This is a genomic window from Acinetobacter sp. ME22 (assembly GCF_022012315.1).
Taxonomy (GTDB): domain Bacteria; phylum Pseudomonadota; class Gammaproteobacteria; order Pseudomonadales; family Moraxellaceae; genus Acinetobacter; species Acinetobacter brisouii_A.
In genome coordinates, this window is the sequence record NZ_JAKLTL010000003.1 from 65,849 (window position 1) to 79,348 (window position 13,500).

A 13,500-nucleotide genomic window follows, 5' to 3' on the forward strand; every position below is an offset into this window, starting at 1 on the left:
TCTCAAATCTTTTTTAAAATAAGAAGTAACGCTGTGCCATCGGCAAAACATCCGCAGGCTCACAAGTGAGCAGCTCACCATCAGCACGTACTTCATATGTTTCAGGATGCACATCCATTACAGGGCAATAACTATTGTGTTTCATGTCCTGCTTGTTGATGTAGCGGGTGTTTTTGCATGGGCTAATCATTTTTTTCAGTTGGAGCTGTTCTGCGATACCCGCATCAATCGCCACCTGTGGCAAGAACGTCAAACATGTACGATGTACCCCGCGCGGAAATGCACCAAACATCGGACGATAATGCACAGGCTGCGGGGTTGGAATCGAGGCATTAATATCCCCCATTGGTGCAGCCGCAATCATGCCACCCTTAATGATCATGGAGGGTTTCACCCCAAAAAAGGCAGGTTTCCACAACACCAAATCCGCCAGTTTCCCTTCTTCAACCGAGCCGATTTCATGACTCAAACCGTGCGTAATTGCAGGGTTAATCGTATATTTGGCGATATAACGCTTCACACGATTGTTATCGTGCTGAGCATTGTCACCCTCTAGGCTGCCGCGCTGCACTTTCATTTTATGGGCAGTTTGCCATGTGCGAATAATTACCTCACCGACACGCCCCATTGCTTGTGAGTCCGAAGACATCATGGCAATCGCCCCCATATCCTGCAAAATATCTTCCGCAGCAATGGTTTCACGGCGAATACGACTTTCTGCAAAAGCTACATCTTCGGCAATTGCTGGATCAAGGTGATGGCACACCATCAACATATCCAAATGCTCATCAATGGTGTTGATGGTATAAGGACGGGTTGGATTGGTTGAAGATGGCAAGACATTGCTTTGCCCAATGGCTTTTAAAATATCAGGTGCATGCCCACCGCCTGCACCCTCGGTATGGTAGGTGTGGATGGTACGCCCTTTAAATGCGGCAAGGGTTTCTTCCAAAAAGCCGCCCTCGTTCAAGGTATCGGTATGAATCGCCACTTGTACATCGTATTCATCGGCAACGCTTAGGCAGTTATCAATCGCCGCAGGGGTTGAACCCCAATCTTCATGCAGTTTCAGCCCGATCACGCCTGCTTTGATCTGTTCACGAATCGGATCTGGCAAACTCAAATTCCCTTTACCCAGTAGCCCAATATTCATCGGCAGATCATCAATGGCTTGCAGCATCGTGCCAATATGCCAAGGACCAGGAGTCACTGTGGTTGCCGATGTTCCTGCGGCAGGTCCAGTTCCACCACCAACCATGGTGGTCACGCCAGACATCAGCGCCGTTTCTACTTGCTGCGGGCAAATCCAGTGAATATGGGTATCGACACCGCCAGCCGTCAAAATCTGCCCTTCACCTGCAATCACTTCGGTGGCTGCACCGAGTGAAATGGTAATATTCGGCTGAATATCAGGGTTACCTGCCTTACCAATTTTCCAGATACGTCCATTTTTCAGACCAACGTCAGCTTTGACAATGCCCCACCAATCGACAATCAAGGCATTGGTAATCACGGTATCTGCGACCTCATCCGCCAATAATTGTGACTGCCCCATCCCGTCACGGATGACCTTACCACCACCAAATTTAACTTCTTCACCATAAGTGGTGAAGTCTTGTTCCACTTCGACAAACAACTCGGTATCGGCTAAACGGACACGGTCACCGACGGTAGGCCCAAACATTTCCGTATACGCACGACGCGACATTTTCATGATTTTCACCCTAATTTTATTGTGTTGCGGGATAAGTCTTTTTCATGGCAATAAAACGTAGCCCATGTGCTTCTTTCACATCTTGTACAGTTTCAAAACCAAAATGGCGATACACATCTTGTGCAGCACAGCTCGAATTGACGGTAAATTCCTGAATCTCTTGCTGCAAGGCGTGCTGCTCGACCCATTGCCATAGCTGTTTGCCAATCCCTTGCGAGTGATAATGCTGATCCACAAAGAAATGCAGCAGATGCGCAGGCTCACGATACGCAATCACCCCTAAAATTTGCTGATCTTGCTCGGCAACAAATGAATGCACTTCAGAATGATGAATAAAGTCCAGCACCACTTGCTCAGTAAAATGTGCTAATCCTGATTCATCAACCACGAAATCTGCAAAATAGGGCTGCATTAAAGTTTGAATCGCCTGAACATCTTGAGGAGTCGCCTGCCGAATTTGCATCATCAATCCAGTTTCCCCATGACACGTCCTGCAAAGCCATAGACTTCACGTTTGCCCGCCAACGCCACCAATTCAACATCTCGGCTTTGCCCTGGCTCAAAACGCACAGCCGTTCCCGCAGCAATATTCAAACGAAAACCTTTACTGGCTTCACGGTCAAACTGCAAGGCATCATTGGCTTCATAAAAATGAAAATGTGAACCAACCTGAATCGGACGATCACCAATATTGCTGACGGATATTTTTAAAGTTTCTCGCCCAGCGTTGAGTTCAATGTCTACACCAGAGGTCAGTACTTCTCCAGGAATCATGTTTATTCTCCTGTTTAAACAATCGGTTGGTGAACTGTGACCAGTTTTGAACCATCAGGGAAAGTTGCTTCAACCTGAACCTCAGCAATCATTTCTGCAACACCATCCATCACATCTTCACGCCCAAGCAAAGTCGTACCATAGTGCATAAGGTCAGCAACACTCATCCCATCTCGCGCACCTTCAAGTAGTGCTGCTGAAATAAAAGCGATTGCCTCTGGATAATTCAGTTTTAAACCACGTGCCTTACGACGCTCTGCCACCAGACCCGCAGTAAATATGAGTAACTTATCTTTTTCTGTGGGATTGAGTTCCATATCTCTTTCCTGATTTATTTGCCTTTAACTAAGCAAAATATGTGCTAAAACACAGCTTAATGAAATTGGATGTTTTGAAAATAAGCAATATGACGTAATTTAAGTGCGCCAGATGCGTGGAAATTCTTCATCCAGATCAAACCAATAACGACGCAAACGCGCCCGAATCGCAGCAAACGCATCGTGACATTGCCGCGTGTCTTGTCCGAGATAACGTGCGCTCACCACATCATTCAATAAAGTTAAGGTGACAGGAACCTTCATACGCATCATTAATTCACGAATCAATTCAATCTGTTCTTCCAAAATCACGTTTGCTCGAAATTGCTCAGGCGCGACCGCCCACAAGTTGCCAAGCACTGCTTGCCGATTCATGCCTAAACAGGAGTTTAGCCAACGGTCATTACCTTGAAATTGCAAGGTATCTGCAACCAGTAACTTATCTACACGCCATAACCGCAATTGATTATGGTACTGACCCGTTTCAAAGCTTTCCTGACGTGCCTGACGCCCAAGCACCAGCATATCCCAGCCGATAAAGCTCGCTGACTGTGCCAGATGAATGTGCGTTTCTGAATAAGCATTCGCACCATTAAAGAGCATGACTTCTTGAGGTAACCACTCTAGAGTTGCCTGTTTTTGAACCTGTAAATAAGTATGTTGAAAGGCTTGCTTTCCATTGGTTTTATACCACTTTCCTGCACCAGGCGTTGTCACTAAAGCATGTGCCTGTTTTTGCACTTCCACATCAAAGGTCAGATGATCACCACCCGCAATCCCCGCAGGTGGATGTACAATAATGCTATGACACACCCCTGTTTTTTCTGGCCATAACATTTTTTGCACCCGAAGCGGGCCAAAATGTTTTCTATGACTTAATATGGTGCGTTTTTGCTGTGCGGTAAATTTTAATTCTAAGCGTGCATACCAACGCTCAGGCTGTGATATCCCTGTGATCAAGGCATTTTGCATATGACTCATACATTTAGCTTCACTTTATCGTATATTTTATATAGCGAAAATTGCGCCAACTTCATATATTCATTTCATAATATTTAACCAGATGATAAATCATCATCCCTATTTATTTATTTTAAAAAAACTTTTTATAACCTTATAAATCAGATGATTTAAAAAATAAAGCATTACCAACTCATTTAATTTTTAATTTAGAAAAATAAAAAATTAACACTATATTTAAATACTGAGATCTAATTTACATTTTTTAAATCCTATATTTTCTACAAAATAGATGTAAAGTAAAAAATATTCAGTTATCAATTAAAAAAATTTCATGCTGGGCATTATTTTTGTACAATATGTATAGAAATGGTTAAAGTGATTATCAAGAATCATCCGTATGTTTAATCTCCCCGAATGTAATGATGAGATCATCATCAGCGCAATGCAAGAATTAGAGCGTCGTGCTTTTATTAGTGCATTTATTTATCTGCCTTGTTGGCTTATTATTGCACTCAATAATCAGGGAAATGCATTCATTCAAGATACTATAGTTCTTATATCACTGATATTTATTGTTATATTATCTTTTCATGTCGCATTGCATTATCAGTTTAATCGACTATTAGAAAATAATTTATATCGAGCACGTCTTTTACTGGTCATATTAATCATCTTACCTTGCTTAATGTTAGGCTTGATTTGTTCATGGTGTATTTATCTACATATTAGCTATAGTATCACTGTTCCTTTTATTATTATTACTGCTGTCCTTTGTACTGCAACATCACTGCTGTTAACCATTGATCCTGTTTATAAAATCATGATTCCTCTTGCCATGACTTTACCTGCATTTACTGCTGTTATTGTTGAAGATACTGCGGAGAATTTGGTTTTCTTGCCTTTGGTTTTCCTCAATATTTTGTATATTATTAAATCATCTCAAGTTAAATTTCAGGATTACTGGCACGCATTAATTACCTTTTCTTATTTTAAGGAAAAATCTCTCACCCTTGAAAATATGGCATTTACTGATTTTCTGACGCAAAAGCCAAACCGTTTGCAAGCTGATAAGCAGTTATCCGCGTTATGCACAGAAGCATTATCTACAGGGAAAATACTGGTTTGGATGATTATTGATATTGATAATTTCAAGAAAATCAATGATAGCTATGGTCATCCTTTTGGCGATATTTGCCTTATGCTAGTTGCCGATGCCCTTGCCAGTTACAGTCAAAAAATGGGAGGTTTTTTTGCACGTTATGGTGGTGAAGAATTTGTATTTATCAAAATTTGTGATTCGGCAACTGAAATTCATCAACTGGCTCAAGGACTGATGCAACAATCTTCAAAAACCAGAATTTGCCACGATGATGCAACGATTAATATTACTTACAGTATCGGCATTTCAAGTTTAAACCCTCAGTTAAACCAACAAACAACCAATGATCTGATTGCTCAAGCAGATCAGGCGCTTTATATTGCCAAACATGAAGGGAAAAATCAGTATCGTTGTTATGGAGAAACGCATAATGCACTTGAACAACAAATGCAGATATTTAAAACATCCTTAGCTTGTTGCCCAAGTCATACCCAGCAGGAACAGTGCGTTCCTGCCCAAATCCATGATGAACTTAAAATAAACGATTCAAGCCATTCAATGCCGCAACACGATAAGCTTCAGCCATAGTTGGGTAGTTAAATGTGGTTTCAATAAAATACTTCAAGGTATTATTTGGACTTTGCATGACTGCTTGTCCAATATGAATAATCTCAGAGGCATTATTACCAAAACAGTGAATACCTAAAATTTCTAAACTGTCACGATGGAACAAGATTTTTAATTCACCCACAGTATCGCCCGTAATTTGCGCACGAGCCAAATGACGGAATGAAGACTGACCTACTTCATACGGAATTTTTTCTTCAGTCAATTGCTGCTCAGATTTACCGAAACATGAAATTTCTGGAATAGTATAAATCCCTGTTGGAATATCAGTAACAGGTTTTACGTTTTCTTCACCACTCATGTTTGCACCCGCACAGCGCCCTTGGTCATAGGCTGCTGATGCAAGTGATGGCCAACCGACGACATCGCCTGCTGCATAGAAATTTTCAACTTCAGTTTGATACTTCTCATTCACAGTCAATTGACCACGACTGTTTGGTGTCAAACCTACATTTTCCAAACCTAAACCATCGGTGTTGCCTGAACGTCCGTTACACCACAAAATTGCATCGGCTTTGATCTTCTTGCCACTTTTTAAATGTAAAACAATATGATCATCAAAGGTTTCCAAACGATCAATTTGTTCATTGTGACGAATCAATACACCTTGTTCACGTAAGTGATACGACAAAGCATCTGAAATTTCAGCATCTAAATAGCTTAATAATTTCGGCTGGGTATTAATCAAATCAACTTTATGGTTTAAACCAATGAAAATCGACGCATATTCACAACCAATGACCCCTGCACCATAAATAATGATTTTGTTAATGGTGTAATCGAGGTCAAGAATTTTATCCGAATCAAAAACACGTGGATGAGTAAAGTCCAGACTTTGTGGTTGATATGGACGGCTACCTGTGGCAATCACCAACTCATCAAAAATAATGGTTTCTTTAATGCCTTCTGGGGTAAACACCAAAATTGTGTTTTTATCTTGAACATAAGCACGACCATGAAAAACATCGATATTGTTACGGTCGTAAAAACGCGAGTGAGTTGCAACCTGCTGCTGAATCACACGGTGCGCATGGCTGAGCACCTGTTTCATGGTAAATTTTTTCCATTCACCTACTTTTTGAAACATCGGATCACGTTGGTAACGGATAATGCTCGATACTGTCTGACGTAACGCTTTACTTGGAATTGTCCCGACATGAGCACAGTTACCACCAAGCTGGTCACGCATTTCAACAATTGCAACACGCTTACCAGATTTGGCAAGTTTCATTGCAGAGCCTTCACCCGCAGGGCCTGAGCCAAGCACGACGGCATCGTATTTGATAAAACTCCCTCGCATGACCTCTTTCTTACGTGACATTCAATGCTCCTTTACTATCATGTTTGTGCATAGTTTAGCTGAAATCATCAAGATTTAGTTTATTTCGAGCACATATATATTTAATGTCAACATTTATTTTATGAATATCTTTTTCCCCCTAAAAGTTTCACTTTCCGCTATAATTGTGCCCCTATCGCAGTAAAAAGTTCATCGTCAAACAGTGGAAAAGTTGAATATGACCAGTAGCCGTAAACCTGAACAGGGTGTCAAACTTCGTGGCGCAGAGAAAGTCGCTAGAATTCCTGTAAAAGTGATTCCTACGGCTGAAGTGCCACGAAAACCTGACTGGATTCGTGTCAAGATGACAGCACCAGATGAAGTTCAACGGATTAAAACGACATTACGTGCACAAAAATTACATACGGTATGCGAAGAAGCTGCTTGTCCAAACCTACCTGAATGTTTCGGTGGCGGTACAGCAACTTTTATGATTATGGGTGATATTTGTACCCGCCGCTGTCCATTCTGTGACGTTGCACATGGTCGTCCAAATGCACTTGACCCAGATGAACCACGTCATATGGCAGAAACCATTGCCAACTTGGGTTTAAAATATGCTGTGATTACGTCGGTTGACCGTGATGACTTGCTTGACGGTGGTGCTCAACATTTTGTTGACTGTATTAAAGAAGCGCGCGAACTCAGCCCGAAAACTTTACTTGAAATTTTAGTGCCTGACTTCCGTGGACGTATGGATATTGCGTTACGCATTATGACTGAATGTCCACCAGACGTTTTCAACCACAATATTGAAACTGTACCTCGTCTTTATAAAGCCATGCGTCCAGGTTCAGACTATCAGCACTCTTTGAATCTTCTTAAAATGTTTAAAGAATACTGCCCAGACGTTCCAACCAAATGTGGTTTGATGGTGGGTATTGGTGAAACTGAAGAAGAAGTCATTTCATTGTTAGATGACCTTCATGCACATGGCGTTGACTATGTAACGATTGGTCAGTACTTACAACCATCGAAAGAACATGCCCCAATTGACCGTTTTGTAACGCCTGAAGAATTTGAGCGTTATGCAGAACATGGTCGTAAACTTGGCTTTAGAAATATCTGGTCTGCACCGATGGTACGTTCAAGCTATTTTGCTGACCGTCAATACCACGGTGAACCTGTCCCAGAAGTGCGCCGTAAAGTTGACCCTGCGAAAAAAATCGCGGTACAAGCCATCGAAGCTTAAGTTTCAATGCTTTCCAAGCCCTCTCAAGTAGAGGGCTTTTTTATGGACTCAAGCCTAATAGTGAGCTGTGACTTTTGCGTGTATGGTGAAGTTTTAACACGTCACAGGTCAAACAAGACATGGCACAGCAAGATTATGACAATGGATTAAAAGTACGCACGGAAGTCATGGGTGAAAGCTTTGTAAAACGCGCTCAAGACAATACCGTACCCTTCACTCAACCCTTACAAGACTGGATTAATGAACATGCTTGGGGTTCAACTTGGCAACGTGAAGGTGTTCTCCCCCGTAAATATCGCTCTCTCATTACCATCGCCATGCTGGTTGCACAAAAATCACCAACCGAACTGAAAGGTCATGTGCGCGGCGCACTCAACAATGGCTGTAGTGTAGAAGAAATTCAGGAAACTCTGTTACACAGCCTGCCGTACTGTGGTGCGCCTGCAACTCAAGAAGCATTTCGTGCAGCGCTTGAGGTGATTCAGGAATATCAGGCAGCTCAAAAATAATGATTTAGATCGACATCTTTGCTAATTTTTTACAGTGCAAAGATGTCGATCTGCATTTTTAAGGGCTTGGTTTATCTATAAAAATGAGTTGAATATCCTGCCGAGGAATGAAGTTTTTCTCTGTCGCCTTAAATTGTGTCGCACTAACCTTTTTCAATTGCCCGTTCCAGCACAATGACACAAACTGATTTGGCTGTTTCTCAATGGTCAAATTAAAGCGTTCAATCGGTTTTGCCCAGTTCGCACCCGTTTTTAAAATATAACCCATCTCTAAGTAATTCGGCGTTGGATTACCCATTTTGCGTAAAGCATTTTTCAGGTTGTCATCAACACACACCGACTTTGCTTTTTCTGGATCTAGATACACCGAACCACCTAACAATGGCGTGTATTGATGGCGGACTCGTGTGACTTGGTTAGGTAAAAATGTCTGCTGCCAGCTATAAATAATTTGCGACTGCCACCAAACATCTTCATTCAATTTCAACAGTTTTTGCAGCTTCGGTTGCTGACAGTGCAACATTTTCCGACTTAATTCAGATACATCATATTTTTCTGTCCACGGACTCATCATCTCAGCATCTGACCAACCGCAGGCTTTTAGCTCCGCAGTTACATCAATCATCGGTGTATTTTCTCTTATGTCATTGACAGATTTAAGCTGTGGCAGAAAAGCACGGACATGAACCTGCGGTGAAATCTGCTTTCCATTCGACCATACCTTAAAACTTTTCACCAAATCTGCGATGTCTGCGTAGTCGCTATCGTGCCAGCTCTCCACCAAAGGCAAAGGAAATAGAATATTTTCAGTGATCAGATGGTCAGTGAGATTTTTAAATTGATAATCGACTTGAACCTTTTTCTGACTAATCAATAAGTCTTCCGTTTGCATAGCAATATTGGGATTTTTCACATACTGCACGCCACCTGTTGCCACAAAGCCCGTACTATCATTGGCAAATGCTAGCTGCATTGGCAATAATGCACCTAAAATCATTAATTTATACATCATATTTACTCATTTTTTATTTTGTCCATGCACTTTAACTGAAAATTCAGACACTCGCCAAGTGCTTGGATTTCTGAATTGGCATTTTATAATTATTTTGTTATTTTATAACATAACCATAAACTTACTTTTTTTATTCTATTTATGTCAGTTATTTCTTCACAGCGCCTACAGGCAATCGATGCGCTGCGTGGCTTGGTCATCATTATTATGATGCTCGATCACGTGCGCGAAACCTTTTATCTACATCATCAAGTTTCCGACCCGATGCACGTCCAAGAGGTTGAACCTGCGCTATTTCTCAGCCGTTCTTTGGCACATCTCTGTGCGCCTGTTTTTGTGTTACTCACAGGGTTATCGGCTTTTCTTTATCAGCAAAAATATGACCTGAAAATGACCCGTGAATTTTTATTTAAACGTGGCTTATTTTTGGTGATTTTAGAACTTACAGTGGTGAATTTTGCTTGGACAGGACAATTTCCACCACAAGTGATTTATTTACAGGTGATTTGGGCGATTGGTCTGAGTATGTTGGCGCTCAGCTTACTGATTGGCTTACCACAAAAACTGCAATGGCTACTTGCGATTGGCATTATTGCGTTGCACAACCTGCTTGATCAGCTCAGTTTTCAGGGTGTGGCGGGCTTACATGCGCTATGGAGTATTTTGCATCAGCGAGATTGGATTGAGATTGGGCAAAGTTTACGTCTACGTACCACTTACCCTGTCCTACCGTGGATTGGGGTAATTTTATTGGGTTATTGCTTGGGACGTAGTTGTTTCAGTTCAGGAATTTCAGTCGCTCAACGAAATAAACGCCTACTCGGCTATGCTTTGGGAAGTATCACTTTATTTATCGTTTTGCGTTTACTCAATGTATATGGCGATCAACCTTGGTTATTACTCGATAGCAGCGTGCAAACAGGAATGAGCTTTTTCAATTTGACCAAGTACCCACCGTCACTGCTATTTATTTTATGGAATACGGGCGTAGGCGTGTTAATTTTATTGGTGCTGAGCAAAGTTGAACAATCTGCATGGGTAAAACCCTTGATTGTGTTTGGTTCTGTGCCGATGTTTTTTTATATTCTGCATTTATATGTGCTGAAACTACTTTATGTGATCGCTATACAGATTTGGGGAACAAATCAAGGGCAATATTTCGGTGTTAATCAGGTGAGTTACTTATGGTTAATCATGCTGATTTTACTGGTTGCGCTGTATCCTGCGGTTCAGGCATTTTCAAAATTCAAGCATGCTAATAAACAGATCGCGATTTTGAAGTATTTTTAAGCGCAAGAGAAAAGCAGATCTTTGGAGGTCTGCTTTTATAAAATTCCAATAAAAACATCATCTTAATTTTAAAATAATTCTTTCATAGAAAAATCTTGATATATTTAAAGCCATTCATCTCATCTTAGAAAATTAAAAAATGGCACACCAAGCAATAATTTTAAACGTCATGATCGCTTCACCAAGTGATGTAGCAGAAGAAAGACAATTGGTTCGTGATGCAATCTATGAGTGGAATACCATTCATTCAAAACAATTTGGCATTATGCTCAACCCAATAGGTTGGGAAACGCATGTTGCTCCCCAAATGGGAGGCAGAGCACAAGAAATCATCAATAAACAAATCCTTGAAAACTCTGATATTTTAATTGGAATTTTTTGGACTCGGTTAGGAACATCAACTGGTGAATATGTTAGTGGGACTGTTGAAGAAATTACAAAACATGTAGAAAAAGAGAAATTAGCGTCAATTTATATTTCCCAAAAAGCTTATCCAAATAATATTAACGTAGAGCAACTACAACTTTTACGCCAACAAACTACAACATGGATGGATCAAGGTTTATTAGACTTCTATGATAATCACATCGACTTTAAGCAAAAAATTAAAAACCATCTCACTCTTCACCTACAAGATAATGAATATATTCAAGGAATTATCAATAATTTAAATTCTTCTAATCCAATTAGCCAAGTAATATCAAAACAACGCATAGAATTAAATGATGCGATGATTCAAATTATTACAAATTCTGGAAAATTTAATACAGATGTTCAATTTCTTAGACATTTAGGTGGTGTGTCCTTTCATGTTGGTGAGTTAGGTTTGAATTTAAAAGATGGTCGTGAATTAGCTAAATGGCAAGATGCTATTGAAAGTTTAACTCAATATGGACTTTTAAAAGATAGAGGCTATAAAGGGGAACTCTTTCATCTCACCAATGAGGGATGGAAAGCTTTTGACCAGCTACAAACTCAACTTAAGGAAAATAAAATAATATTGCATCTTTAAACTTGGAACACTTTTAGAATCCAAGTACAATACTTCGCTAGTCGAGGGATGCTGCGACGTTTTACAGGTACCAAATGTAAAAGCGCCAGGCTCGACGATCGGTTAAATATTCTTTTAACCAACAACGGCATCCGCGAACTGAATGATCAACAATTGTTTTATTAAAAGGAGATCGTGATGAACGCGGTTAATGCTTCATTTACTGATTATAAAGTTGCCGATATCAATCTTGCTGACTACGGTCGTAAAGAAATCAAACTTGCTGAAGCAGAAATGCCAGCTTTGATCGGCTTGCGTAAGCGCTATGCTGCTGCAAAACCACTTGCAGGTGCCAAAATTCTTGGCTGTATCCACATGACCATTCAAACTGCGGTTTTAATTGAAACTTTGGTTGAATTGGGCGCAGAAGTTCGTTGGACTTCATGTAACATTTTCTCGACTCAAGACCATGCTGCTGCTGCAATTGCTGCACGCGGTATTCCAGTTTTTGCTTGGAAAGGCGAAACTGAAGAAGAATACAACTGGTGCTTAGAGCAACAAATCAATGTCAATGGCACACCTTGGGATGCCAACATGATCTTGGATGATGGCGGTGACTTGACTGCACTTGTTCATGACAAATATCCAGAGCTTCTTGAGCGTATTCACGGCATTACAGAAGAAACCACAACAGGTGTACAACGTCTTCACGAAATGTTCCGTGACGGTACGTTGAAAGTTCCTGCAATCAACGTGAATGACTCTGTAACCAAGTCTAAAAATGACAACAAATACGGTTGCCGTCACTCACTGAATGATGCCATCAAACGTGGTACAGACATGCTGCTTTCTGGTCGCCGCGCATTGGTGATTGGTTACGGTGACGTGGGCAAAGGTTCAGCGCAATCTTTACGTCAAGAAGGCATGATCGTTCGTGTGACTGAAGTTGACCCAATTTGTGCAATGCAAGCATGTATGGACGGCTATGAAGTTGTTTCTCCATACAAAAATGGCGTACAAACAGGCAAAAAAGAAGACATCAACCTTGATTTGCTTGAAAACACTGATTTGATCGTAACGACTACAGGTAACTATCACGTCTGTGACTCTGCAATGTTAGATACATTAAAAGCAGGCGCTGTGGTGTGTAACATTGGTCACTTTGACACTGAAATCGACACCAACTACTTACGTGGTTACAAGTGGGTTGAAGTTAAACCTCAAGTTCACCAAGTTTATCGTACAGAAAATGAAAATGATTACCTCATCTTGTTGTCTGAAGGTCGTCTAGTGAACCTTGGTAATGCAACTGGTCACCCATCACGCGTGATGGACGGTTCTTTTGCTAACCAAGTTTTGGGTCAAATGCACTTGTTTGCTGAAAAATTTGCTGATCTTCCAGCAGCAGAAAAACAAGCACACATCCGTGTTGAACTTCTTCCGAAAAAATTGGATGAAGAAGTTGCAGCAGCAATGGTTGCAGGTTTTGGTGGCGTGTTGACACAATTGACTCAAGTACAAGCAGATTACCTTGGTGTACCTGTTGAAGGTCCATTCAAATCTGATGCTTATAAATACTAAGTTTTAGACCTCTCCTCTCCTCTCTTGTGCTGTGCTTTAAAGCTACTCAGGAGAGGACATTTCTCCTGAGTTCAACATCACTCAGGAGAAAG

Annotated in this window: 13 protein-coding genes; 6 read left to right on the plus strand and 7 right to left on the minus strand. The window is 41.0% G+C overall.

Translation table 11 applies throughout. From position 1 onward, the window contains the following. Window positions 1–13: 13 nt before the first annotated feature. From ureC to LVY74_RS05340, 5 genes are all read right to left on the minus strand, one after another. The gene (ureC, locus tag LVY74_RS05320) at window positions 14–1,714 is read right to left on the minus strand and encodes an urease subunit alpha (protein ID WP_237814167.1); all 1,701 of its coding nucleotides are present in this window, start codon (window positions 1,712–1,714) and stop codon (window positions 14–16) included. Between the two features lie 16 nt (window positions 1,715–1,730). Beyond that, window positions 1,731–2,180: a GNAT family N-acetyltransferase gene (locus LVY74_RS05325; protein WP_237814168.1), complete on the minus strand. Its 450-nt coding sequence runs from the start codon at window positions 2,178–2,180 to the stop codon at window positions 1,731–1,733. Beyond that, window positions 2,180–2,488: an urease subunit beta gene (locus LVY74_RS05330; protein WP_111892828.1), complete on the minus strand. Its 309-nt coding sequence runs from the start codon at window positions 2,486–2,488 to the stop codon at window positions 2,180–2,182. Before LVY74_RS05330 ends, LVY74_RS05325 begins: the two co-directional genes overlap by 1 nt. A gap of 14 nt (window positions 2,489–2,502) precedes the next feature. Then, on the minus strand, window positions 2,503–2,805 hold the full coding sequence (gene ureA / locus LVY74_RS05335) for an urease subunit gamma (protein ID WP_111892830.1): 303 nt from the start codon (window positions 2,803–2,805) through the stop codon (window positions 2,503–2,505). 99 nt (window positions 2,806–2,904) lie between these two features. After that, window positions 2,905–3,777 carry an urease accessory protein UreD gene (locus tag LVY74_RS05340; RefSeq protein WP_237814478.1) on the minus strand — a complete coding sequence of 291 codons (873 nt, stop codon included), beginning with the start codon at window positions 3,775–3,777 and terminating at the stop codon, window positions 2,905–2,907. Window positions 3,778–4,165: 388 nt separating this feature from the next. On the opposite strand from LVY74_RS05340, the gene LVY74_RS05345 reads away from it, so the two are divergent. Next, window positions 4,166–5,455, plus strand: a complete 1,290-nt coding sequence (locus LVY74_RS05345; RefSeq protein ID WP_237814169.1) for a GGDEF domain-containing protein — start codon at window positions 4,166–4,168, stop codon at window positions 5,453–5,455. On the opposite strand, the gene sthA is transcribed toward LVY74_RS05345, so the two are convergent. Next, window positions 5,400–6,815: a Si-specific NAD(P)(+) transhydrogenase gene (gene sthA / locus LVY74_RS05350; RefSeq protein ID WP_237814170.1), complete on the minus strand. Its 1,416-nt coding sequence runs from the start codon at window positions 6,813–6,815 to the stop codon at window positions 5,400–5,402. The genes LVY74_RS05345 and sthA overlap by 56 nt on opposite strands. Before the next feature lie 196 nt (window positions 6,816–7,011). Between sthA and lipA the strand changes: the two genes are divergently transcribed. Together lipA and LVY74_RS05360 are read left to right on the plus strand one after the other, a co-directional pair. Next, a complete protein-coding gene (gene lipA, locus LVY74_RS05355; RefSeq protein WP_151778567.1) occupies window positions 7,012–8,025 on the plus strand; it encodes a lipoyl synthase in 1,014 nt (337 codons plus the stop codon). A 119-nt stretch (window positions 8,026–8,144) separates the two neighbouring features. Next, complete coding sequence (locus LVY74_RS05360) at window positions 8,145–8,534, plus strand: carboxymuconolactone decarboxylase family protein (protein WP_151709463.1); 390 nt, start codon at window positions 8,145–8,147, stop codon at window positions 8,532–8,534. A 58-nt stretch (window positions 8,535–8,592) separates the two neighbouring features. Here the strand turns inward: LVY74_RS05360 and LVY74_RS05365 are convergent, their stop codons facing one another. Continuing rightward, window positions 8,593–9,546 carry a DUF4424 family protein gene (locus LVY74_RS05365; protein ID WP_237814171.1) on the minus strand — a complete coding sequence of 318 codons (954 nt, stop codon included), beginning with the start codon at window positions 9,544–9,546 and terminating at the stop codon, window positions 8,593–8,595. A gap of 141 nt (window positions 9,547–9,687) precedes the next feature. On the opposite strand from LVY74_RS05365, the gene LVY74_RS05370 reads away from it, so the two are divergent. From LVY74_RS05370 to ahcY, 3 genes are all read left to right on the plus strand, one after another. Then, window positions 9,688–10,836, plus strand: a complete 1,149-nt coding sequence (locus tag LVY74_RS05370; protein ID WP_237814172.1) for a DUF1624 domain-containing protein — start codon at window positions 9,688–9,690, stop codon at window positions 10,834–10,836. Window positions 10,837–10,975: 139 nt separating this feature from the next. Next, on the plus strand, window positions 10,976–11,848 hold the full coding sequence (locus LVY74_RS05375) for a DUF4062 domain-containing protein (protein ID WP_237814173.1): 873 nt from the start codon (window positions 10,976–10,978) through the stop codon (window positions 11,846–11,848). 177 nt (window positions 11,849–12,025) lie between these two features. Continuing rightward, the gene (gene ahcY / locus LVY74_RS05380) at window positions 12,026–13,408 is read left to right on the plus strand and encodes an adenosylhomocysteinase (protein WP_111892848.1); all 1,383 of its coding nucleotides are present in this window, start codon (window positions 12,026–12,028) and stop codon (window positions 13,406–13,408) included. The last annotated feature ends 92 nt before the right edge of the window (window positions 13,409–13,500 follow it).

Excerpts from the sequence above, each read along its gene's own strand:
- ureC (WP_237814167.1), bottom strand. The coding sequence starts at position 1,714 with ATGAAAATGTCGCGTCGTGCGTATACGGAAATGTTTGGGCCTACCGTC.
- LVY74_RS05325 (WP_237814168.1), bottom strand. The coding sequence starts at position 2,180 with ATGATGCAAATTCGGCAGGCGACTCCTCAAGATGTTCAGGCGATTCAA.
- LVY74_RS05330 (WP_111892828.1), bottom strand. The coding sequence starts at position 2,488 with ATGATTCCTGGAGAAGTACTGACCTCTGGTGTAGACATTGAACTCAAC.
- ureA (WP_111892830.1), bottom strand. The coding sequence starts at position 2,805 with ATGGAACTCAATCCCACAGAAAAAGATAAGTTACTCATATTTACTGCG.
- LVY74_RS05340 (WP_237814478.1), bottom strand. The coding sequence starts at position 3,777 with ATGCAAAATGCCTTGATCACAGGGATATCACAGCCTGAGCGTTGGTAT.
- LVY74_RS05345 (WP_237814169.1), top strand. The coding sequence starts at position 4,166 with ATGTTTAATCTCCCCGAATGTAATGATGAGATCATCATCAGCGCAATG.
- sthA (WP_237814170.1), bottom strand. The coding sequence starts at position 6,815 with ATGTCACGTAAGAAAGAGGTCATGCGAGGGAGTTTTATCAAATACGAT.
- lipA (WP_151778567.1), top strand. The coding sequence starts at position 7,012 with ATGACCAGTAGCCGTAAACCTGAACAGGGTGTCAAACTTCGTGGCGCA.
- LVY74_RS05360 (WP_151709463.1), top strand. The coding sequence starts at position 8,145 with ATGGCACAGCAAGATTATGACAATGGATTAAAAGTACGCACGGAAGTC.
- LVY74_RS05365 (WP_237814171.1), bottom strand. The coding sequence starts at position 9,546 with ATGATGTATAAATTAATGATTTTAGGTGCATTATTGCCAATGCAGCTA.
- LVY74_RS05370 (WP_237814172.1), top strand. The coding sequence starts at position 9,688 with ATGTCAGTTATTTCTTCACAGCGCCTACAGGCAATCGATGCGCTGCGT.
- LVY74_RS05375 (WP_237814173.1), top strand. The coding sequence starts at position 10,976 with ATGGCACACCAAGCAATAATTTTAAACGTCATGATCGCTTCACCAAGT.
- ahcY (WP_111892848.1), top strand. The coding sequence starts at position 12,026 with ATGAACGCGGTTAATGCTTCATTTACTGATTATAAAGTTGCCGATATC.